16 protein-coding genes are annotated in these 19,836 nt (G+C 71.8%); 6 read left to right on the top strand and 10 right to left on the bottom strand.

All coding sequences use genetic code 11. The features are described from left to right. Window positions 1–108: 108 nt before the first annotated feature. The 6 genes from PUR53_RS36925 to PUR53_RS36900 all read right to left on the bottom strand — a co-directional run bounded on the left by PUR53_RS36925 (window position 109) and on the right by PUR53_RS36900 (window position 4,124). Window positions 109–1,488 carry an 8-oxoguanine deaminase gene (locus tag PUR53_RS36925; protein WP_329896126.1) on the bottom strand — a complete coding sequence of 460 codons (1,380 nt, stop codon included), beginning with the start codon at window positions 1,486–1,488 and terminating at the stop codon, window positions 109–111. Between the two features lie 35 nt (window positions 1,489–1,523). Beyond that, window positions 1,524–2,417 (bottom strand): factor-independent urate hydroxylase, encoded by an 894-nt coding sequence (gene pucL, locus PUR53_RS36920; RefSeq protein WP_329896127.1) that lies wholly within the window; start codon window positions 2,415–2,417, stop codon window positions 1,524–1,526. Window positions 2,418–2,419: 2 nt separating this feature from the next. Further along, window positions 2,420–2,833 carry a hydroxyisourate hydrolase gene (gene uraH / locus PUR53_RS36915; protein WP_329911236.1) on the bottom strand — a complete coding sequence of 138 codons (414 nt, stop codon included), beginning with the start codon at window positions 2,831–2,833 and terminating at the stop codon, window positions 2,420–2,422. Then, window positions 2,830–3,354: a 2-oxo-4-hydroxy-4-carboxy-5-ureidoimidazoline decarboxylase gene (uraD, locus tag PUR53_RS36910; protein ID WP_329896129.1), complete on the bottom strand. Its 525-nt coding sequence runs from the start codon at window positions 3,352–3,354 to the stop codon at window positions 2,830–2,832. Before uraD ends, uraH begins: the two co-directional genes overlap by 4 nt. A 141-nt stretch (window positions 3,355–3,495) precedes the next feature. Then, window positions 3,496–3,807, bottom strand: coding sequence for a helix-turn-helix domain-containing protein (locus PUR53_RS36905; protein ID WP_329896198.1), 312 nt, complete (start codon window positions 3,805–3,807; stop codon window positions 3,496–3,498). 65 nt (window positions 3,808–3,872) lie between these two features. Beyond that, a complete protein-coding gene (locus PUR53_RS36900; RefSeq protein WP_033530035.1) occupies window positions 3,873–4,124 on the bottom strand; it encodes a hypothetical protein in 252 nt (83 codons plus the stop codon). Window positions 4,125–4,281: 157 nt separating this feature from the next. Between PUR53_RS36900 and PUR53_RS36895 the strand changes: the two genes are divergently transcribed. Continuing rightward, window positions 4,282–5,121 carry a TIM barrel protein gene (locus tag PUR53_RS36895; protein WP_329911234.1) on the top strand — a complete coding sequence of 280 codons (840 nt, stop codon included), beginning with the start codon at window positions 4,282–4,284 and terminating at the stop codon, window positions 5,119–5,121. Between the two features lie 86 nt (window positions 5,122–5,207). Then, window positions 5,208–6,098, top strand: coding sequence for a 2-hydroxy-3-oxopropionate reductase (locus PUR53_RS36890; protein WP_329911233.1), 891 nt, complete (start codon window positions 5,208–5,210; stop codon window positions 6,096–6,098). A 944-nt stretch (window positions 6,099–7,042) separates the two neighbouring features. Here PUR53_RS36890 and gcl read toward each other — a convergent pair. Further along, entirely contained in the window at window positions 7,043–8,827 is a 1,785-nt protein-coding gene (gene gcl, locus PUR53_RS36885) for a glyoxylate carboligase (protein ID WP_329911232.1), read from the bottom strand. Window positions 8,828–9,108: 281 nt separating this feature from the next. Here gcl and PUR53_RS36880 point away from each other — a divergent pair, with 281 nt between their 5' ends. Further along, window positions 9,109–9,813, top strand: coding sequence for a hypothetical protein (locus PUR53_RS36880; RefSeq protein WP_329896133.1), 705 nt, complete (start codon window positions 9,109–9,111; stop codon window positions 9,811–9,813). Between the two features lie 30 nt (window positions 9,814–9,843). Here PUR53_RS36880 and PUR53_RS36875 read toward each other — a convergent pair whose 3' ends face one another. Together PUR53_RS36875 and PUR53_RS36870 are read right to left on the bottom strand one after the other, a co-directional pair. Next, a complete protein-coding gene (locus PUR53_RS36875) occupies window positions 9,844–11,427 on the bottom strand; it encodes an AMP-binding protein (RefSeq protein ID WP_329896199.1) in 1,584 nt (527 codons plus the stop codon). A 2-nt stretch (window positions 11,428–11,429) separates the two neighbouring features. Then, window positions 11,430–13,109 carry an AMP-binding protein gene (locus PUR53_RS36870; protein ID WP_329896134.1) on the bottom strand — a complete coding sequence of 560 codons (1,680 nt, stop codon included), beginning with the start codon at window positions 13,107–13,109 and terminating at the stop codon, window positions 11,430–11,432. 101 nt (window positions 13,110–13,210) lie between these two features. On the opposite strand from PUR53_RS36870, the gene PUR53_RS36865 reads away from it, so the two are divergent. The 3 genes from PUR53_RS36865 to PUR53_RS36855 all read left to right on the top strand — a co-directional run bounded on the left by PUR53_RS36865 (window position 13,211) and on the right by PUR53_RS36855 (window position 18,381). Next, complete coding sequence (locus PUR53_RS36865; RefSeq protein ID WP_329911230.1) at window positions 13,211–14,083, top strand: helix-turn-helix transcriptional regulator; 873 nt, start codon at window positions 13,211–13,213, stop codon at window positions 14,081–14,083. Between the two features lie 279 nt (window positions 14,084–14,362). Further along, the gene (locus PUR53_RS36860; RefSeq protein WP_329896136.1) at window positions 14,363–17,215 is read left to right on the top strand and encodes a helix-turn-helix transcriptional regulator; all 2,853 of its coding nucleotides are present in this window, start codon (window positions 14,363–14,365) and stop codon (window positions 17,213–17,215) included. Window positions 17,216–17,583: 368 nt separating this feature from the next. Then, the gene (locus tag PUR53_RS36855; protein WP_329896137.1) at window positions 17,584–18,381 is read left to right on the top strand and encodes a S1 family serine peptidase; all 798 of its coding nucleotides are present in this window, start codon (window positions 17,584–17,586) and stop codon (window positions 18,379–18,381) included. A 141-nt stretch (window positions 18,382–18,522) separates the two neighbouring features. Here PUR53_RS36855 and PUR53_RS36850 read toward each other — a convergent pair whose 3' ends face one another. Beyond that, on the bottom strand, window positions 18,523–19,641 hold the full coding sequence (locus PUR53_RS36850; protein WP_329896138.1) for a winged helix DNA-binding domain-containing protein: 1,119 nt from the start codon (window positions 19,639–19,641) through the stop codon (window positions 18,523–18,525). Between the last annotated feature and the right edge of the window lie 195 nt (window positions 19,642–19,836).

Here is a 19,836-nt window from a genome sequence, read left to right as displayed (position 1 = left end):
GTTCCGGGGCGCGCACGCTCGTGCGCGCCCCGGAGACGGCTGCCGTGGACCTCGCCGAGGTCCACGGCTCTGGTCGAGGGCCGTCCCCCTCGACCAGAGTCCAGCGGGTCAGGCCTCGGCGGCGATCCGTGCCAGCCGCCGCGCCTCCTGCCTCGTCGAGCGGGCGATCTCGTCCTCGTCGACGTGCAGCAGGCGGTCGTTCTCCACGATCTGCCGGCCGTTCACGAACGACGCCGTCACCGGGGCCGCCGCGCCGAGGACCAGGGCGGCCACCGGGTCGGCGATCGACGCGTGCGCGAGGGTGTCCAGCTTCCAGAGGACGAGGTCGGCGAGCTTGCCGGGCTCCAGGGAGCCGATCTCCGTTGCCCTGCCCAGGACTTGGGCGCCGCCGAAGGTGCCGAGCCGGAGGGCCTGGCGGGCGGTGAGCGCGGCTTCGCGGTGGGCGCCGAGGCGGTTGACGAGGAGCGCGTTGCGGAGCTCGGTGTGGAGTTCGCCGGACTCGTTGGACGCGGTGCCGTCGACGCCGAGGCCGACCGGGACGCCGGCCGCCAGCATGTCGGGGACACGGGCGATACCGGCCGCCAGCCGGGCGTTGGAGGAGGGGCAGTGGGCGACACCCGTCCCCGTCCGGGCGAAGGCGTCGATGTCGGAGTCGTTCATATGGACGCAGTGGGCCATCCACACGTCCTCGCCGAGCCAGCCCGTGGACTCGAAGTAGTCGGTCGGGCCCATGCCGAACAGCTCGTGGCAGAACTTCTCCTCCTCCACCGTCTCCGAGCCGTGGGTGTGCAGCCGCACCCCGAGGCGACGGGCCAACTCGGCTCCCTCACGCAGCAGTTCGGTGGAGACCGAGAACGGCGAGCAGGGGGCGACGGCGACCTGGGTCATCGCGCCGAAGGAGGCGTCGTGGTGCCGGTTCACCGTCTCCTCGGTGGCGGCGAGCGCGCCCTCCAGGGTCTCGACCGCGAAGTCCGGCGGGAGGCCGCCGTCCTTCTCGCTGCGGTCCATCGAGCCACGGGCGAGCGTGAAGCGGACGCCCGTCTCGCGTGCTGCCCGGATGATCGAGCCCGACAGGTCGCCGGAGCCCCGGGGGAAGACGTAGTGGTGGTCCATGGCCGTGGTCACCCCGCCGCGGGCCATCATGGCGAGCGAGCCCTGGGCGGCCGCGTACGTCATGCGCTCGTCGATGCGCGCCCAGGTCGGGTAGAGCGCGACGAGCCAGTCGAAGAGGTTGTGGTCGGTGGCCAGGCCCCGGGTGATCCACTGGTAGAAGTGGTGGTGGGTGTTGACCAGGCCGGGGGTGACCAGGTGGCCGGTGGCGTCGATCCGGCGTACGACGTCCGTCAGGCCCTCGGGGGCGCGGCCCTCGCCGACCGACTCGATGACGTTGTCCGCCACGACCACATGACCGGACGTGTACTCGGTGTCCCGCGCGTCCACGGTCGCGATCGCCGCGTTCTCGATGACGATGCGCTGGGTTGCTGCCATGGTTCGTTCGTCCTTCGGAAGTCGCTCGAGATCTCTCAGAGGTTGGTGAGGTCGGCCGGGATCCTCGCCTCGCACCCGTCCCGCAGGACGGTGGCCTCGATGAGGCCGTAGGGCCGGTCGGCGGCGAAATAGACCTCATTGTCGTTCTTCAGGCCGAACGGGGCCAAGTCCACCAGGAAGTGGTGCTTGTTGGGGAGGGAGAAGCGGACCTCGTCTATCTCCTCGCGGTTGTCGATGATCCGCGCGCCCATCTGGTAGAGGGTCTGCTGGAGCGAGAGCGAGTACGTCTCGGCGAAGGCCCGGAGGAGGTGCTGCTTCACCTGCTCGTAGGACGCCTCCCAGTCGGGGGCCGGCTGCTCGTCGTCGGTCCAGTTGAAGCGCCAGCGGCCGGAGACGTCGGTGGCGAGGATGCGGTCGTGCGCCTCGGGCAGGGTCGTGTACTTGTCCTTGACGTAGCCCCAGAACTCGGAGTCGGTCGAGTTCATGACCGTGAGGTCCTTGAGGCCGGAGACGACCTCCCACGCCGACCCGTCGTAGGTGACCTGGGTCAGCCGGGTCTCCTGGCCCGCGCGGACGAAGGAGTGCGCGCCCTCGCCGCCGTGCTCGATGCGCTCCCACGCGTACTGCTCGATACGGATGCGGGCCCGGTGGATGGCCGGCTGGGAGGTCACGAAGTGCCGGGCGAGGTGGATGCCGAACTGCTCGGCGGAGTCGATGCCGTGCTCCTTGGCGAAGGCGTACACCGTGTTCTTGGTGGTGTCCGTCGGCAGGACGTTCGCGTTCGAGCCCGAGAGGTGGACCTCGTCCATGTCGCCGCTCAGCGACACCGAGACGTTGAGGTCCTTGATGTGGTGGGTGGCGCCGTCCCGCGTGATGCGTACGACGCGGTTCTCGGCCTTGCCGTACTGGTTCGGTCCAAGGATGGGCATAGCTAGCTCCCTCGATAAACGGAGTAGCCGAACGGGTTGAGCAGCAGCGGTACGTGGTAGTGCTCGCCGGGCGTCACCGTGAAGGTGATGACGACCTCGGGGAAGAACACGGCACCGCTGTCCCGGTTCGCGGGGGCGTCCTGCTGCGCATCGGCTTGCTTCCGCACGGGCTGTGCGGCGGTCTGTGCGAGGTACGGCTCGACCTCGAAGTCGAGGCGTACGTGGGTGGTGCCCTCCGGCAGGGCCGGGAGGTCCTTGCAGCGGCCGTCGGCGTCGGTCGCCGAGCCGCCGACTGCCTGCCACTCGGCCTCCCGTCCGGAGCGGGCGGCGACGCGGACAGTGACGCCCGCGGCGGGGCGGCCGACGGAGGTGTCCAGGATGTGCGTGGACACCGAGGCGGTCGTGCTGGTGCTCATGAGCGGGCTTCCTCTTCGACGTCGACGAGCCGGGCCAGGCGGATGCGGTTGATCTTGCCCAGTTCGGTGCGGACGATCTCGCGTTCCCGCTCCGGCGCGTTGCCGATCCGGTCCCGGACGGCGTCGCGCATCTGCTCGCCGGTCCGGCCGGTGGCGCAGATCAGGAAGACATGGCCGAACTTCTCCTGGTAGGCCAGGTTCAGTTCGAGCATCTCGGCCTTGAGCGCGTCGGAGGCGCCGGCCATGCCGCGCTGCTCACGGGCCGAGGTGGGGTCGCCCGGCTTCGGGCGACCGATCGGCGGGTGCCCGGCCATCGCCTCCGCGAGGTCCGCCTCGCCCAGCTCGGCCATGGCGGCGTCGCTGGCGGTCAAGAGGTCCTCGACGGCGGTGTAGGGGCGGCCGGCGAGCAGTCTGCGGCCCCATTCCGCCGAGGCGCACGCCTCGTGGAGCGCGGCGGCGGCCGCGTGCTCCTCCAGGGCGTTGAAACGGGCGAGGCCCGGTGTCGAGGAACGCGAAGTCACGGGAGCCTCCGTCGCCGTGGTGCTGGACTGGCTACGGCAAGCTAACGCCCCGCGACGACACCACGTCAACAGTTTGTTGAAAAATCGCGGTTACGGCAAAGCTGCCGCGACCGCGCCCACCCGGCGGGACGGAACCGCCCCTCAGGCCTCTTTCTCGCGGTTGAGGTAGTTGTAGACGGTGAAGCGACTGACGCCGAGGGCGGTCGCGACGGTCTCCACGCCGTGGCGCACGGAGAAGGCCCCGCGCGCCTCCAGGACGCGTACGACCTCCTGCTTGGCCTTGCGGTCGAGGTCGGCGAGCGGCTTGCCCTTCTGGCGCTCCATCGCGGCGAGGATGTGATCCAGCGACTCGGCGAGCTGCGGCAGCCGCACGGCGACGACGTCGGCGCCCTCCCAGGACAGGACGACGTCGTCGGGGCCGGCCTCGCCGGGCGGCAGCATGAGTCCGCCCATGGCGTCGACGAGCGGCTTGACGGCCGCGACGAAGCGCTCGTCGCCGGTGCCGGCGCCGGCGCCGGTCACTCGCCGCCCTCCCCGATCACATTGACCTGGAGCGAGATCCGAGTGGCGCCGGACTCCAGGGTCCGGCGCAGCAGTGCGTCCACGGCCGTGAGCACGGCGTCGGCTCCCCCTTCCGCCGTGTTGCCGAACGGGCCGACGTCGACCGCGTCCAGGTCGGCCGCCTCGACGACCTCCCGCGCCACGAGCGCGTGCGCCGGGGCCTCGTCGAGATCGAAGGGCTCGGTCGTGAACTCCACTCTCAATCGCACGGGCACAACCTAACGCGCGGCGCCGTTTTCCACCGAGCCCTCTTGACAAGCTCCGACCGGCGGCGGCAGTCTTCCATTAAGCAGAAAATAGTTTCCACCATACGGAATAAACGAAATATTATCCGGAGAGTGCACGGAAGGGAGCGTCCGAGGCCCCATGGGATTCACGGAGCAGCGCTACACCGTCAACCTGTCGATCCTCTTCACGGAACTCCCGCTCCTGGAGCGCCCCGCGGCCGCCGCCGCGGCCGGCTTCACCGCGGCCGAGCTGTGGTGGCCCTGGGTCGACTCCCCCACTCCCCCTCAATCCGAACTCGACGCCCTGCGGGGCTCGTTCGAGGCCGCGGGCGTCCGGCTGACCGGGCTGAACTTCTACTCGGGAGTGCTGCCGGGGCCGGACCGGGGCGCGTTGTCGATCCCGGGTGCGGAGTCGGAGCGCTTCCGCGCCAACGTCGACGTCGTAGCGGAGTTCGCCGAGTCCCTCGGCTGCACGGCGCTCAACGCCCTCTACGGCAACCGCGTCGCCGGCGTGGACCCGGCCGAGCAGGACGCGCTCGCCCTGGACAACCTGGTCCTGGCCGCGCGGGCCGCCGACAGGATCGGCGCGGTCCTGCTGGTCGAGGCCCTGAACGAGGTGGAGTCACCGCTCTACCCGCTGGTGTCCGCACCGGCCGCCGTCGGCGTCGTCGACCGGGTCAACGAGGCCTCGGGCCTCGGCAACGCGCGCTTCCTGATGGACCTCTACCACCTGTCCATGAACGGCGAGGACCTGCCGCGGGTGATCGCCGACCACGTCGGCAGCACGGGACACGTGCAGATCGCCGACAACCCCGGCCGCGGCGCTCCCGGCACCGGCACCGTCCCGTTGGAGGACCTCCTCGACCAGTTGGGCAAGGCCGGTTACGAGGGTCTGGTCGGCCTGGAGTACAAGCCGGGCGACCGGCCGAGCGCCGAGGCCTTCGACTGGCTCCCCCGCGACGCCCGCACCGCGCGCTGAGCGCCGCCGCGCCGCCGAACACGTCGCCCCGCCGCCGGGCGCCCACCCCACCGCCGTAGCAGAGCAGTCAGAGAGGCACCCTCACCATGAGCAATCTCCCCAAGGTCGCGTGGATAGGCCTCGGCATCATGGGCTCCCCCATGTCCGAGAACCTGATCAAGGCGGGTTACGACGTCACGGGCTTCACGCTGGAGCAGGACAAGCTGGACCGGCTGACCGCCGCCGGCGGGACCGCTGCGGCCTCCGTCGCCGCGGCCGTGCGCGACGCCGACGTCGTCATCACGATGGTGCCCGCCTCCCCGCAGGTCGAGGCCGTCGCGTACGGCCCCGACGGCATCCTGGCCAACGCCCGGCCCGGCGCCCTGCTGATCGACATGTCGTCCATCACGCCGCAGACCTCCGTCGACCTGGCGAAGGCCGCGAAGGAGATGGGCATCCGGGTGCTCGACGCCCCGGTCTCCGGTGGTGAGGCGGGCGCCGTCGAGGCCGTGCTGTCCGTCATGGTCGGAGGCGAGCAGTCCGACTTCGACGAGGCCGAGCCGCTCTTCGAGGCGCTCGGCAGGACGATCGTGCTGTGCGGTCCGCACGGCGCCGGGCAGACCGTGAAGGCCGCGAACCAGCTGATCGTGGCCGTGAACATCCAGGCGTGCGCCGAGGCCGTGGTCTTCCTGGAGAAGTCGGGCGTCGACCTGAAGGCGGCCCTCGACGTCCTGAACGGCGGGCTCGCGGGGTCGACCGTGCTGACCCGCAAGAAGGACAACTTCCTGAACCGGCACTTCGAGCCGGGCTTCCGCGTCGACCTGCACCACAAGGACATGGGCATCGTCACCGACGCCGCCCGCACCGTGGGTGCCGCCCTGCCGGTCGGCGCCGTGGTGGCCCAGCTGGTCGCCTCGCTGCGCGCCCAGGGCGACGGCGGCCTCGACCACTCGGCCCTGCTGCGGGCCGTGGAACGCCTCTCCGGCGCCCAGGTCTGAGGAGACACCCCACCGAACCTCCGGTCCGCGGCGGCGCCGACATCTGTCCTGTCGCGCCCAGGTGCCGCCGCGGGCCGGAACCGCCGTCCCGGGTACGCCGACTTCCTCAGGGACGTCGGCGGGCCCCTCGCGAGGTTCGTACGACTCTCGACGGTGGGTGAAGCTCGGGCCGTCGCCGACGGGTGTGCCGTCCTCTCCACCCCGGCGATCGACTTCTTCCATCCTCTTCCATCCCCGATCGGCGTCCGGTCCCTGGTGGACACCCATCAGCCACCGGACGCACCGCCCGCGACCGTTTCCGACCGACCCGGATGAGGGGTTGAGCGTCGGTCACCCGCGGGCAGGGCACGGACCGCGGCGGCGTCGCGCGCCAGTGCGGTGGTGAAGGCCCCGGCCCGCGTCTCGACGTGAGGGACACGGAACCGGTGCCGCGCGGCCGCCGCGGTCCGACCCGTCGGTCGCCGACCCGCGCGTCCGCGCCGGAAAAGGCGTCCGACAAGCCGATCACCGGCAGCCGTCACGGCTCTCTGCCTACGCAAGGCTGCGTAGAGCGTCTACGGAACCCTCAAATCAACCTCTGAAACCCTGCATGGGGGCTTCAACTACCCCTGGGGCAGGGCACATTCTCGTCACACGAGGTCCGCCGGCACGGGGGCGGCGGGCCTCGACGGGGGAACAGCCCCACGGGGGAAACAGGGGCACGGGGGAAACAACGGGGAAGCAAGGGAGCACAGGAACGGGGGAAACGGGGGCCCGGGGATCGGGGGTGAACCGGGGAAACAGGGGAGGCCTTGCTCCAGCGCGACAAAGCGGCTCGCATCACGCGAGGTCGCGCTGGAGCAGGGCCTTCCCTTTCCCGTGCCCTCGGATGAGCCGCCCCCCTGACGCCGGTGGAGCCGGCGATGGACCACGCGCCACCGCCGGCTCCTCACGTCCCGCGTCCGTCAGACCCGCAACGGCCTGATCGACGTCGGCGCGTGTCCCGGCTCCGTCGCGATCTCCTCGAACTCGACCACGTTGCCGATGTCGTTCGTCGTGGACATCGAGATGTTGGTGACCCGCTCCAGGATCGCCTCGACGACGACCGGCACCCGGTACTCCGCCGCGAGCTTCTTGGCCTGTTCGAAGGCGTCGGCCAGGTCGGCCGGGTCGGTCACCCGGATCGCCTTGCAGCCGAGGCCCTCGGCGACCTTGACGTGGTCGACACCGTAGACGCCCAGCTCGGGCGAGTTGACGTTCTCGAACTCCAGGTTGACCTGGAAGTCGATCTCGAAGGCGCGCTGGGCCTGCCGGATGAGGCCCAGATAGGAGTTGTTGACCAGGACGTGGACGTAGGGGATGCGGTGCTGCGCCCCGACGGCCAACTCCTCGATCATGAACTGGAAGTCGTAGTCGCCGGAGAGGGCGACGACGGACGCCTCGGGGTCCGCCTTGGCGACGCCGAGCGCGGCCGGCACGGTCCAGCCCAGAGGGCCCGCCTGACCGCAGTTGATCCAGTGGCGGGGGCGGTGCACGTGCAGCAGCTGGGCGCCGGCGATCTGGGAGAGGCCGATGGTGGAGACGTACCGGGCCTCGGGGCCGAAGGCCTTGTTCATCTCCTCGTAGACGCGCTGCGGTTTGATGGGGATGTCGTCGAAGTGCGTACGGCGTTGCAGCCGGGCCCTGCGGTCCTGCGCGTCGGCCGCCCAGGCCGAGCGGTCGGGCAGTCGGCCCGCGGCCTTCAACTCCCTTGCCACGGCGACGAACAGCTCCAGCGCGGCCTTGGCGTCGGAGGCGATGCCGTAGTCGGGGGCGAAGATCCGGCCGATCTGGGTGGGCTCGACGTCGACGTGGACGAAGGTGCGTCCGGCCGTGTAGACGTCCAGTTTCCCGGTGTGCCGGTTGGCCCAGCGGTTGCCGATGCCGAGGACGAAGTCGGACTCCAGGAAGGTTGCGTTGCCGTAGCGGTGCGAGGTCTGGAGGCCGACCATGCCGGCGTTCAGCTCGTGCTCGTCGGGCAGGGCGCCCCAGCCCATGAGGGTGGGGACCACCGGCACACCGGTCAACTCGGCGAATTCGACGAGCAGTTCGCAGGCGTCGGCGTTGATGATCCCGCCGCCGGCGACGATCAGCGGCCGCTGCGACGCGTTCAGCATCCCGATCGCCTTCTCGATCTGGGCGCGGGTGGCGGCCGGCTTGTAGACCGGGAGCGGCTCGTACGTGTCCGGGTCGAACTCGATCTCGGTGAGCTGGACGTCGACGGGCAGGTCGATGAGGACGGGCCCGGGACGGCCGGAGCGCATCAGGTGGAAGGCCTTCTGGAAGACGCCGGGCACCTGCGCGGCCTCCAGGACGGTGACGGCCATCTTGGTGACGGGCCCCGCGATGGAGGCGATGTCGACCGCCTGGAAGTCCTCCTTGTGGATGACGGCCGTGGGCGCCTGACCCGTGACGCAGAGGATCGGCACGGAGTCACCGATGGCCGAGTAGAGCCCGGTGATCATGTCGGTGCCGGCGGGCCCGGAGGTGCCGACGCAGACTCCGATGTTCCCGGCACGGGTGCGGGTGTACCCCTCGGCCATGTGCGACGCGCCCTCGACGTGCCGGGCGAGGGTGTGCTGGATCCCGCCGGCGGCTTTCAGGGCCGCGTAGAAGGGGTTGATCGCGGCGCCGGGGACCCCGAACGCGTCACGGACTCCTTCGCGCTTGAGGATCTCGACTGCCGCGCGGGCAGCGGTCATACGAGCCATTGCGTACTCCTGCTTCAGCTGCCGGACTCGCGCCACCGTCGCGCCCCGCGGTGAGCACTTCCGTGATCTCGTCAGTGTGCTTTCCGCAGCCGCTCTTATTCCATATTGCGGAAAGTGTTTTCTGCTATCTGGAAGCAATGTAGGGGTCGGTCCCAGGAGCGTCAAGGGCGTGGCCCGTGGAATCCACCGGGCCGTGTCGGGGTGTTTCCCTGCCGGAGCAGCCCTGCCTGGAGGACGATGAGGAGGCGTTCTCGACGGGGCACGGCGGTGGGGTGGGGAGCATGAGCGAGAGCATGGCGGTGCGGTGCCCGGACTGCGGGCGGGAGCACCAGTACGCCGCCCCGGCCTACCCCTGCGCGTGCGGCACCCCGGTCGCCCCGGCCCTGAACCACCGCGCCGCCCCCACCTCGGTCACCCATCGCACCTGGGACGAGGACTGGATCACCGTCCGCTGCGGAAGCTGCGGTCGCGCCGACCAGTGGCCCCACCCGGAGCTGGGCTGCTCCTGCGGGACCGTGCTGCGCGTGCCGGTGGCCGGCGCCCTACGGCCGTTGGCCCCGGGCGGCGCCGTGGGCACGGCCGGGGCGTCCACCGCGCCCCGGGCGACCTTCCGGCCCGTCACCATCCGCACGGCCCGCGACGCGGTCACCGCCGTCGCCCTCTATCTGCGCTGGCTGGGCTACCACGACATCCGCCGCGCCGACCAGCGCCAGCCCTCGGGGATCGGGCTCGCCGCGCGGGGTGTCCTGGCCCAGGTGGACCCCTCGGTGCGCCCGGCCTCGCTGCGCGACGTCGAGTGCCTGTGGCTGACCGCCATGACGGAGTCCACCGACTGCGTCTACTTCTCCCTCGCCGGGTACGCGAACGACGCCCGCGACCGCGCCGACGGCCTGGGCGTCTCCCTGTTCGTCCTGGATCTCACGGGCACCCCACAGCCGGTGAACCGCGCGGCGACGGACCTCATCGCCACCGGCGCGCGAGCCTGAGCGACCAACCCGCCGGATGGGACGCGCCGGCTACCCGGCGGCGTAACGCTCCCGCAGCTCGATCTTCCGCACCTTCCCCGACACCGTCATCGGGAAGGCGTCCAGGATGCGCAGCGCGCTGGGGATCTTGTAGTGCGCCAACCGCCCGTCGCAGTAGGCCCGTAGCTCCTCGAGCGTGGGCGGCTCCGCGCTCTCGCGCGGGATGACGCAGGCGAGCACCTCCTCGCCGTACCGCTCGTGCGGCACGCCCACCACCTGGACGTCGGCGATCTTCGGGTGGCCGTACAGGAACTCCTCGATCTCGCGCGGGTAGATGTTCTCGCCACCCCGGATGATCATGTCCTTGATCCGGCCGACGATCTCGACGTAACCGTCCTCGCGCATCGTCGCCAGATCCCCGGTGTGCATCCACCGCCCCGCGTCGACGGCCTCGGCGGTCTTCTCCGGTTCCTCCCAGTAGCCGAGCATCACGCTGTAGCCGCGGGTGCACAACTCCCCTGCGCTGCCACGCGGTTGTGTCACCCCGGTCGCCGGGTCGACGATCTTCACCTCGATGTGCGGCAGGACGCGTCCGACCGTGCCGGTGCGGTGTGCCAGGTCGTCGTCGCGCCGGGTCTGGGTGGAGACGGGCGAGGTCTCGGTCATGCCGTAGCAGATCGAGACCTCCGTCATGTGCATCTCGGCGACCACCCGCTTCATCACCTCCACCGGGCAGGGCGAGCCCGCCATGATGCCGGTGCGCAGGGAGGAGAGGTCGTACGCGGCGAAGTCGGGAAGGTTCAACTCCGCGATGAACATGGTCGGTACGCCGTACAGGGAGGTGCAGCGCTCCCGCTGGACGGCCTCCAGGGTGGCCTTCGGGTCGAAGGAGGGCGCCGGGATGACGACGCACGCGCCGTGCGAGGTGGCCGCCAGGTTGCCCATCACCATGCCGAAACAGTGGTAGAAGGGCACGGGCACACAGATCCGGTCCTGCTCGTCGTAGCCGAGCAACTCCCCGACGAAATAACCGTTGTTGAGGATATTGTGGTGGGAGAGGGTCGCCCCCTTGGGGAAGCCCGTGGTGCCCGAGGTGTACTGGATGTTGATCGGGTCGTCGCAGGACAGGTCCTCGTACGGCACCGGCGTCCCGCGCGCGAGCAGCGCGTCCCAGCCGGGGTCGCCGAAGTAGACGGTCTCCCTCAACCGCGGGCAGCGGGACCGCACTTGCTCGACCATCGCCCGGTAGTCGCTCGTCTTGTGGCGGAGGGACGCGAACAGGAACGAGATCCCGGCCTGCTGGAGGACGTACTCGACCTCGTGGGTGCGGTAGGCCGGGTTGATGTTCACCATGATCGCGCCGATGCGGGCGGTGGCGTACTGCACGAGCACCCACTCGGGGCAGTTGACCGCCCAGATGCCCACCCGGTCGCCCTTGGCGACGCCGCTCGCGAGCAGCGCGTACGCCAACGCGTCGACGTCCGCGGCGAAGCGCGCGTAGGTCCAGCGACGCCCGGACGGCACGTCGACGAGCGCCTCACGGTCCGGCCAGGCGGCGACGGCCCGGTCGAGGTTGGCGCCGATGGTGTCACCGAGCAGCGGGGTCGCGCTGGTCCCGTGGGTGTACGAGTCGATCGTCACCGGAAGTCCTCCTCGCGGTACTCCGCGTCGGAGCCCGCGGCCGTGGCCTCGCGCAGCTCGATGCGGCGGATCTTGCCGGAGACCGTCTTCGGGAGGTCACCGAACTCCAGGCGGCGCAGGCGCTTGTAGGGGGCGAGGACGGTCCGGGAGTGCTCGAAGAGCACCTTCGCGGTGTCCGGGCCCGGCTCCCAGCCGGCCGCGAGCACGATGTACGCCTTCGGTACGGCGAGCCGTACCTCGTCCGGCGCGGGCACCACGGCCGCCTCGGCGACCGCGTCGTGCTCCAGCAGGGCGCTCTCCAGCTCGAACGGGCTGATCTTGTAGTCGCTGGCCTTGAACACGTCGTCCGCGCGGCCCACGTAGGTGAGGTAGCCGTCCGGGTCCCGGGAGCCGATGTCGCCGGTGCGGTAGTAGCCGCCGGCCATGGCCTCCGCCGTACGGTCGGGGTCTCCGTGGTAGCCGGTCATGAGGCCGACGGGGCGGTTGGAGAGGTCGAGGGCGATCTCGCCCTCGTCGGCGTCGGGGGCGCCCGTGACGGGGTCGAGGAGGACGACCTTGTAGCCGGGGCCGGGCCGGCCCATGGAGCCGGTCTTCAGCTCCTGGCCGGGGCTGTTGGCGACCTGCACGGCGGTCTCGGTCTGGCCGAAGCCGTCCCGGACGGTGACGCCCCAGGCGCGGCGGACCTGCTCGATGACCTCGGGGTTCAGGGGCTCCCCGGCGGCGACGACCTCGCGTGGCGGGGTCCCGAGCCGGGTCAGGTCGGCCTGGACGAGCATCCGCCACACGGTGGGCGGGGCGCAGAAGGTGGTGACGCGCGCGCGGTCCATCTCCGCGAGCAGCCGACTCGCGTCGAAGCGGGTGTAGTTGTGGAGGAAGACGGTCGCCTCCGCGTTCCACGGCGCGAAGAGGTTGGACCAGGCGTGCTTGGCCCAGCCGGGCGAGGAGATGTTGAGGTGGACGTCGCCGGGGCGCAGACCGATCCAGTACATCGTGGCCAAGTGGCCGATGGGATACGACACATGGGTGTGCTCGACCAGTTTGGGCCGGGCGGTGGTGCCGGAGGTGAAGTACAGCATCAGCGGGTCGGAGGCGTTGGTCGCGCCGTTCGGCTCGAAGCGGGCGGGGGCGGCGTAGGCCTGCTCGTAGGGACGCCAGCCGTCGACCGTGCCGCCGACCGTGGTGCGGGTGTAACGGCCGGGCACCTCCTCGAACTTGGACGTCTCCTCGGCCCGTACGATCACATGCCGGACCCGGCCGCGCTCCACCCGGTCCCGCAGATCGGCGGGGCCGAGCAGCGGGGTCGCGGGGATGACGACGGCGCGCAGCTTCATCGCGGCGAGCGCGGTCTCCCACAACTCGGCCTGGTTGCCGAGCATCACGAGGATGCGGTCGTCGGCGCGGACACCCCGGTCCCGCAGCCAGTTGGCGACGCGCGAGGAGCGTTCGGACATCTCGGCGAAGGACAGCCGGGTCTCGCTGCCGTCCTCCTCCACGATGTGCAGGGCCGTGCGGTCGTTCCCACGTGCGATCACGTCGAACCAGTCGAGCGCCCAGTTGAAGTACTCGGGACGGGGCCAGTCGAAACCCTTGTAGGCCGTGGCGTAGTCCTCGCGGTGGGCCAGCAGGAAGTCCCGGGCCGCCCGGAACTCCTCCGTGGCGCTCGTCCTCGCCGACATGTGTCCTCCTCATTGCCGGACCGTTGCCTGGCATCGTGTAATGCGTGATACACGTCTCGCCACCCCCGAACGGGGGTGCGCCGCGCGGAAGGGGCGAGTTCGTGGCACTGGATCCCTCGGATTCCGTCGGGACGGCCCTGTCGGGCCGGGCGGACCTGCGCGCCGCGCTGCATCGGCTGCGGCAGGCCACCGGGCTGCCGCTGGCCTTCGCGGGGCTGGTCGAGCCCGGGCCCGGGCAACTGCGCATCAGCGAACTGCAGGGCAACCGGACCACCTCGCTCCAGGGTCTCGCCGTGCACTCCGGGAACGGCCTCGGCGGCAAGGCGGTGGCCCTCGCCCGCCCCTGCAGGGTGACCGACTACTCCGCGTCGCGCCGGATCAGCCACGAGTACGACGCCGCGGTCGCCGCCGAGGGCATCCGCTCCGTCCTCGCGGTCCCCGTCGTCGTACGGCGTCAGGTGCGCGGGGTGCTGTACGGCGCCCTGCGCACGGCCCAGCCGCTGGGCGACCGCACGGTCTCCGCCGCGCTGGACGCGGCGCGGGATCTGGAGCAGTCCCTGGTGGTGCGCGACGAGGCGCGCGGCCTGCTGGCCGCGACCGCGCCGCCCGCGGGGGACTCGGCCGGGGCGTGGGAGGAGGTCCGGGAAGCGCACGGGGCGCTGCGCGCGCTCGCCCCCCGCGTCGACGATCCGGAGCTGCGGGCGGAGCTGCTGCGGGTGTGCGGGCGCCTCGCCGGCGTGGCGGGCGGGGAGAACACCGGGACGGAGGGTGCGCCCCGGATCGCGCTCACTCCTCGTGAGACGGATGTGCTGGCCTGTGTCGCGACGGGTGCGACCAACGCGGTCGCCGCGGAGCGGCTGGGGCTGCGGCCCGAGACGGTGAAGGCGTATCTGCGGTCGGCCATGCGGAAGCTCGACGCGCACGGCCGGTGGGAAGCGGTGGTGGCGGCTCGGCGGGCGGGGTTGCTGCCGTAGCGCTCCGCTGGGTTCGGCCGCGTTCGGCCGGGTCGCGCCGTAGGGTGCCTGTCCTGTTCGGGCCGCGGGTCCGTTGTGGTTGCTCGCGCAGTTCCCCGCGCCCCTTAGGGGGCGCGCCCTCCGGGGCGCGGGGCCCTCGGGGGCATTCATGTAACCGGCATGTGAATTTCCCTATGCCGTACCCTTCCTGTTATTTCCCACACCGGGCCGCGTTCCGAAATTCAAAGACCGGACGCCTAATATTGGCCCGGACACGACACTCGAGGGGAGCGGTGGCCCGTGCGACGGGAGTTCAAGGAGCCTGGGAGACCCCGCCCCGACCTGGTCATAGGCAGGGAGGAGCTGTTCGCCGGCGCGCGCGAACAGCTTTCGCGCGGCGGCAGCGTGCTGGTGCACGGCTCCGCGGGCATCGGAAAATCGACCGTCCTGCGCGCCCTGGCCGCCGAATACGACGAATCTGCACGGACGGTGCTGCGCTGCTCGGCCACCGAGTCCGAGTCCCATCTGCCGTTCCTCGCCCTGACCGACCTGCTCGGGCTGGTCATGGACGAGGTGTCCGACCAGCTGCCGGCGCCGCAGCGCACCGCGCTGGAGTCCGCGCTCACCGGCCGTGGCGAGTCCACGCTCCAGCGTGACGGGCTGGCCCTGCGGCTGGCCGTGCTGTCGACGCTGCGGGCGCTGGCCGCCAAGGGCCCGGTGCTGATCGTCGCCGACGACCTGCAGTGGCTGGATCCGGCCAGTGTGGAGCTGCTCGGGTTCGCCGCGCGGCGGCTCGGCGAGATGCCGGTGCGCATGCTGTGCGCCGTCCGTACTTCGACGGACCCGCACGGTCACGAGCAGGACAGGTATCTACGCGCGTCCCCGCCCGACACCCTCGCCCTCCGGGTCGCCCCGCTGTCCCGTACGCACGTCGCCGAGCTGCTGGAGAACCGCGGCTACACCGGTCTGCCGCGCTCGACCGTGCGGGACATCCACCGCACCAGCGGCGGCAACCCGCTGTTCGCGCTGGAGCTGGGCCGCGCCCTCGCCGACAGTTCGACCCCGCCGCGTCCGGGCGAGCCGCTGCCCGTGCCGACCTCGCTGCGGACCCTGGTCCTGAACCGGCTGGACATGCTCTCCGCCGAGGCCCGCCACACCCTGCTGGTCGCCAGCGCCGGTGCCCGGCCCACGGTGGCGCTGCTGCGCGCCGCCGGGCGGGAGAACGCCGAGGCGGAGACCGCGCGGGCCGTCGAGCTGGGCCTGCTCGCGCCGGAGCGGGAGGGGCCCGGTGTGCGGTTCGCGCATCCCCTGGTCTCGGCCGCGCTGTACGCCGAGGCCACCGCGCAGGAGCGACGGGCCGCCCACGCCGCGCTGTCCACCGCCGCCGTCGACCCCATCGAGCGGGCCCGGCACCTGGCGCTGGCCACCCAGGGCACCGATCCACAGGTCGCCGCACGGCTCGGCGAGGCCGCCGCCGTGGCCCGGGACCGGGGCGCGCCGTCGGTCGCCGCCGAGCTGGGGCTGCTCTCGGCCCGGCACACCCCGGCGGACGCGACACCGGGTCCGGACGAGCGCCGGTTGCAGGCCGCCGAGGACGCGCTGACGGCCGGGGAGAACGACCTCGGCCGGGACATCGCCCGTGAGGTGCTGAGCCGGGCCACCGAGCCCGCCGAGCGGGTCCGCGCCTGGATGGTGGTGATCGACGCGGCCGGGCAGTCGCTCGCCGAGGTCGACGCCGTCTACCCGCAGGTCCTCGCCGACGCGGGCGACGACCCGCGGCTGCTCGGGCTGGTCCGCTACCAGCTGGCCTGGCGGGCGCTGGTCCTGGAGGGCGACTTCGCACAGAGCCGGGAGGAGGCCGCGCGCGCGGCGGAACTGGCCGGCCGCGCCGAGGACCGGCGCACCGAACTCCTCGCGCTCGCCTTCCAGGCGCAGGCCGAGATCCTGATGGGCCACCCCGACGCCCCGATGACGATCAAGCGCGCGCTGAAGGAGCCGCAGGACCCGCAGCTCGCCTGCCACCACAACGGTGCGGGCGCGACCCGCTTCCGCTGGCTGATGATGAGCGACCAGCTCGGCGAGGCCCGCGCCACGATCACCTCGCTGCTGCGGGAGGTCCGCCGGCGCGGCATGGTCGAGAGCGAGGTGCACTACGTGCGCTTCCTCGCCGAGACCGAGCTGCGCTCCGGACACTGCGGCCGGGCCCTCGACCTCGCTCGCGAGGGTTATGTCCTGGCCCGGGACTCCGGCATCGGCGAGGGCGCGTCCGCCATGCTCACCTCGCTCGCGGAGGCCGCGGGCGGCGACGTGGAGCGGGCCCGGGCGCTCGCCCGCGAGGCCGCCGACCGCGCGGAGCAGGACGGCGACCTGATGTACCTCTCCCGCGCCCTGGGCGCCCTCGGGCACGCCCAGTTGGTGGCCGGGGACGCGCCGGGAACGGTCCAGTCCCTGCGGCGCGTGCGGGAGTTGGAGGACGGGCTCGGGATCAACGACCCGGCGCGCGGCCGGTGGCACGGCGACCTCGCCGAAGCCCTGGTGCGGGTGGGCGAGTTGGCGGAGGCGCAGGACGTCATCGACGTCACCCGGCAGCAGGCGTTGCGGCTCGGCCGGGAGAGCGTGCTCGCCGTCCTCGACCGCGCCGAGGCCCTGGTGCGGGCGGCACGGGGTGAACAGGACGCCGCCGTACGGCAGTTGACGTCGGCTCAGGACCGGCTCGCCAAGTTGGGCTACGGCCTGGAGGAGGCGCGGGCCGCGTACGCCCTGGCGGGGCTGCGCGCCGTCCCGCAGGGCCTCGGTCCCGCCCGGCCCGGGGGGACGCCCGCGCCGGGCGCGTACGACGAGGCGTCCCGGCTGTTCCGCCGGTGCCGTGCCCTGCCGTGGCTGCGCCAGGTGGAGGAGCTGTCCGTCGCGCCGGCGCCCCCGCCGCAGCCCGCGATCGCCCCGTCGGCGCTGGACGCCCTCGCCGTGCTCGCGGCGACGGAACGCCAGGTCGCGGAGCTGGTCATGGAGGGCGCGACCAACCGGGAGATCGCCGGTCGGCTGTACATCAGCGTGAAGACGGTCGAGGCGACGCTCACGCGCGTCTACCGGAAGCTGGGTATCCGGTCGCGTGTGGACATCGTGCGTCTGGCGGCGGGACACCGTACGAACTGACCTCCCCGGGACCGGCTGACGAGCCCCCAAACGGGGGCTGGGCCCTGTCGTCGCGTTCCCGTCCGCTCCTCGTCTGTCGCGGTCGGAGGCATCCGTGGCATCCGTGCGGGCAGCGACCTTGCGGCTCCAGCCTAGGCTCAAACCCCGGCCCGGGTCATCGAGGGTTTTCCCTCCCCAACTCCCTTAGGGGGATCCCCCCTTGGGAGGAGATCACTCCCGCTCTTAGTTTTTGTGACGTGCCGCACGCCAGGGCACACAGACCGGCCCGCCGCCCCCGCTCGGCTCCCCCGAGCGGGGGCGGCACCGCAGGCTCTGTGCACTCCCCCCACCCGCGCGTCCCCCACCGGCAATCCCCCATGAGGAGAACCATGTTCGGGTTCAACCGTGCCAAGAAGACGCTCGTCGCCGCCGCCGCGACCGCCGCCGCCTCCGCGGCCGCTCTTCTGGCCGCCCCCGGCGCCGTCGCCGCTCCCCAGCCCATCGTGGGTGGCACCACCACCACCGCGAGCGCGTACCCGTACGTCATGCAGATCACCAACGCCTCGCAGAGCCAGTTCTGTGGTGGCACCCTGGTCTCCCCGACGAAGGTGATCACCGCGGCCCACTGTGTCGAGGGCAGAACGACCTCCAGCACCCGCGTGGTCGGCGGCCGCACCTACCGCAACGGCACCAACGGTACGGTCAGCCAGGTCAGCCGTATCTGGATCCACCCGAACTACTCGTCCGCCGAGACCGGCTCCGACGTGGCCGTGCTGACGCTGTCGACGTCGATGCCGTACACCGCGCTGCCCTACGTCACGTCGTCGCAGACCGGCGTCTACGCGGCCGGCACCACCGCCCGCATCCTCGGCTGGGGCACGACGTCCTCGGGCGGCTCCTCCTCCAACCAGCTGCGCACCGCGACCGTGCCGATCGTCGCCAACTCGGTCTGCGGCAGCTCCAGCTCCTACGGCTCCGAGTTCATCGCGAGCGACATGGTGTGCGCCGGGAACGCGTCCGGCGGCGTGGACACCTGCCAGGGCGACAGCGGCGGTCCCCTGGTCATCGGGGGCGTCCTGGCAGGCATCACCTCCTGGGGTTACGGCTGCGCCGACGCGCAGTACCCCGGTATCTACACCCGGCTGACGACCTTCTCCAGCGCGGTCGCCGCGCAGGTCAACTCCTGACCTGACGGGGAGAAGCCGGCCCACGGACTCCTGAGGCACATCCTCAGGTGATACCAGGGGGCGCCGCGAACCTGCCACGAGCGGTTCGGGGCGCCCCCTCTCCACTGTGCGGCGGCGGCGCGGCGCCGATGGTCTCTACGGTCACTGGCCGGTGGCCGCCACCGTGCCGAAGCGGATGTCGTACGAGCGGCCGCCGTGCAGGGTGCCGAGCAGGCGGCCCGCCTCCTCCACCAGCTCCGTCCGCTGCCGAGCGGTGAGGGACCCGAAGGGTTCGAGGGTGACGACGTCGGCGTCGAGCTTCCAGATGCCGGCCAGGAACCCGTCGACGAGGAAGGTGCGGTAGGCCTGGTTCCCCTGCCAGGAACGGCCCTTGAGGTCGGGCGGGACCACCCGGGAACGGTCGGCGTGCGAGAGCAGCAGATTGTCGAACTCGGGGAGCAGCCGGGGCGGTGCCGGGGTCTCCGGGTCCGGGCGGGGCGCGTCGGGGAGGTCGAAGAGTTCGGTGCCGCGCTCGTCCCGGAAGGTGACCAGCTCCGGGCGCAGCCGCTCGAACGCCTCGCGCAGCCGCGTCAGTCCGGCCCAGGCCTGCATGTCCTTCACGGAAGCGGGCCCGAAGGCGGCGAGATAGCGCCGGACCACGGCCTCGGCCGGCGGGGCCTCCTCGGCCGGCCGGCCGAGCCAGTGCTCGGCGGTGGTCAGGGCGACCTGGCCGCTCCTCCCCCACAGGCCGCGCGGGGTGACCTGGACCAGCGGCAGCCGACAGCGCGCGGCGAGACCGAGGGCGAACGGGTCGGCGTCGGGCCACTCCACGGCCAAGGCCTCACGCAACTGCTTCAGCGTGCGGGGCTCGACCTCGACGAGTTCGCGGGAGATGGCCTCCAGCCGGTCGAGATCGACGCCGACCAGCCCCTTGCGGAACAGGTTCAGCTCCCGCTCCCGGGCCGGCTGCACCAACGGCCGCAGGGTGAGGCAGTCCTCGGCGGTGTGCGTGTGGATCGTGGACCGCATGCTGACGATGCGGACGACCCGCCGATCGGCCATCAGCGCCGACAGCCACTCGGGCGCGAACCCGTCCAGCCGGGCCGCGAGCGCGTAGTAGGGCGGCTGGACGTTCTGCGCCTGGAGGCCGAGGAGGTGCTCGACGGCGTCGTGGGCGGTCATCTCCACCCGGTTCAGGAGGAGTTGACGGGCCAGGGTCGCGCGGTTGAGAGCGCTGGTGCCGAGCAGGGGGGCGGCGGGCTGGGAGGCCTTGTTCGTCATACGGTGCACGCTAGCGGGCATCGCGGACAGGGTCTGTCCTAGAGGACGGGGCCAGTCCCCTCTCATCCCGTCCTTCTCATCCCGTCCCTGTCATCCCGTCCCTTCATCCCATCCCCTGGTGTCGCCATGGCCTCCCTGGCGACGCGCCCCACCCCTCACCGATTCCCGTCGCGTTTGCCCCGTATATCCTGCCGA

Origin of the sequence: Streptomyces sp. SP18BB07 (assembly GCF_036322545.1) — a bacterium.
In the GTDB taxonomy this organism is placed as follows: Bacteria; Actinomycetota; Actinomycetes; order Streptomycetales; family Streptomycetaceae; genus Streptomyces; species Streptomyces deccanensis.
This window is presented reverse-complemented; position numbering and strand designations above follow the sequence as displayed.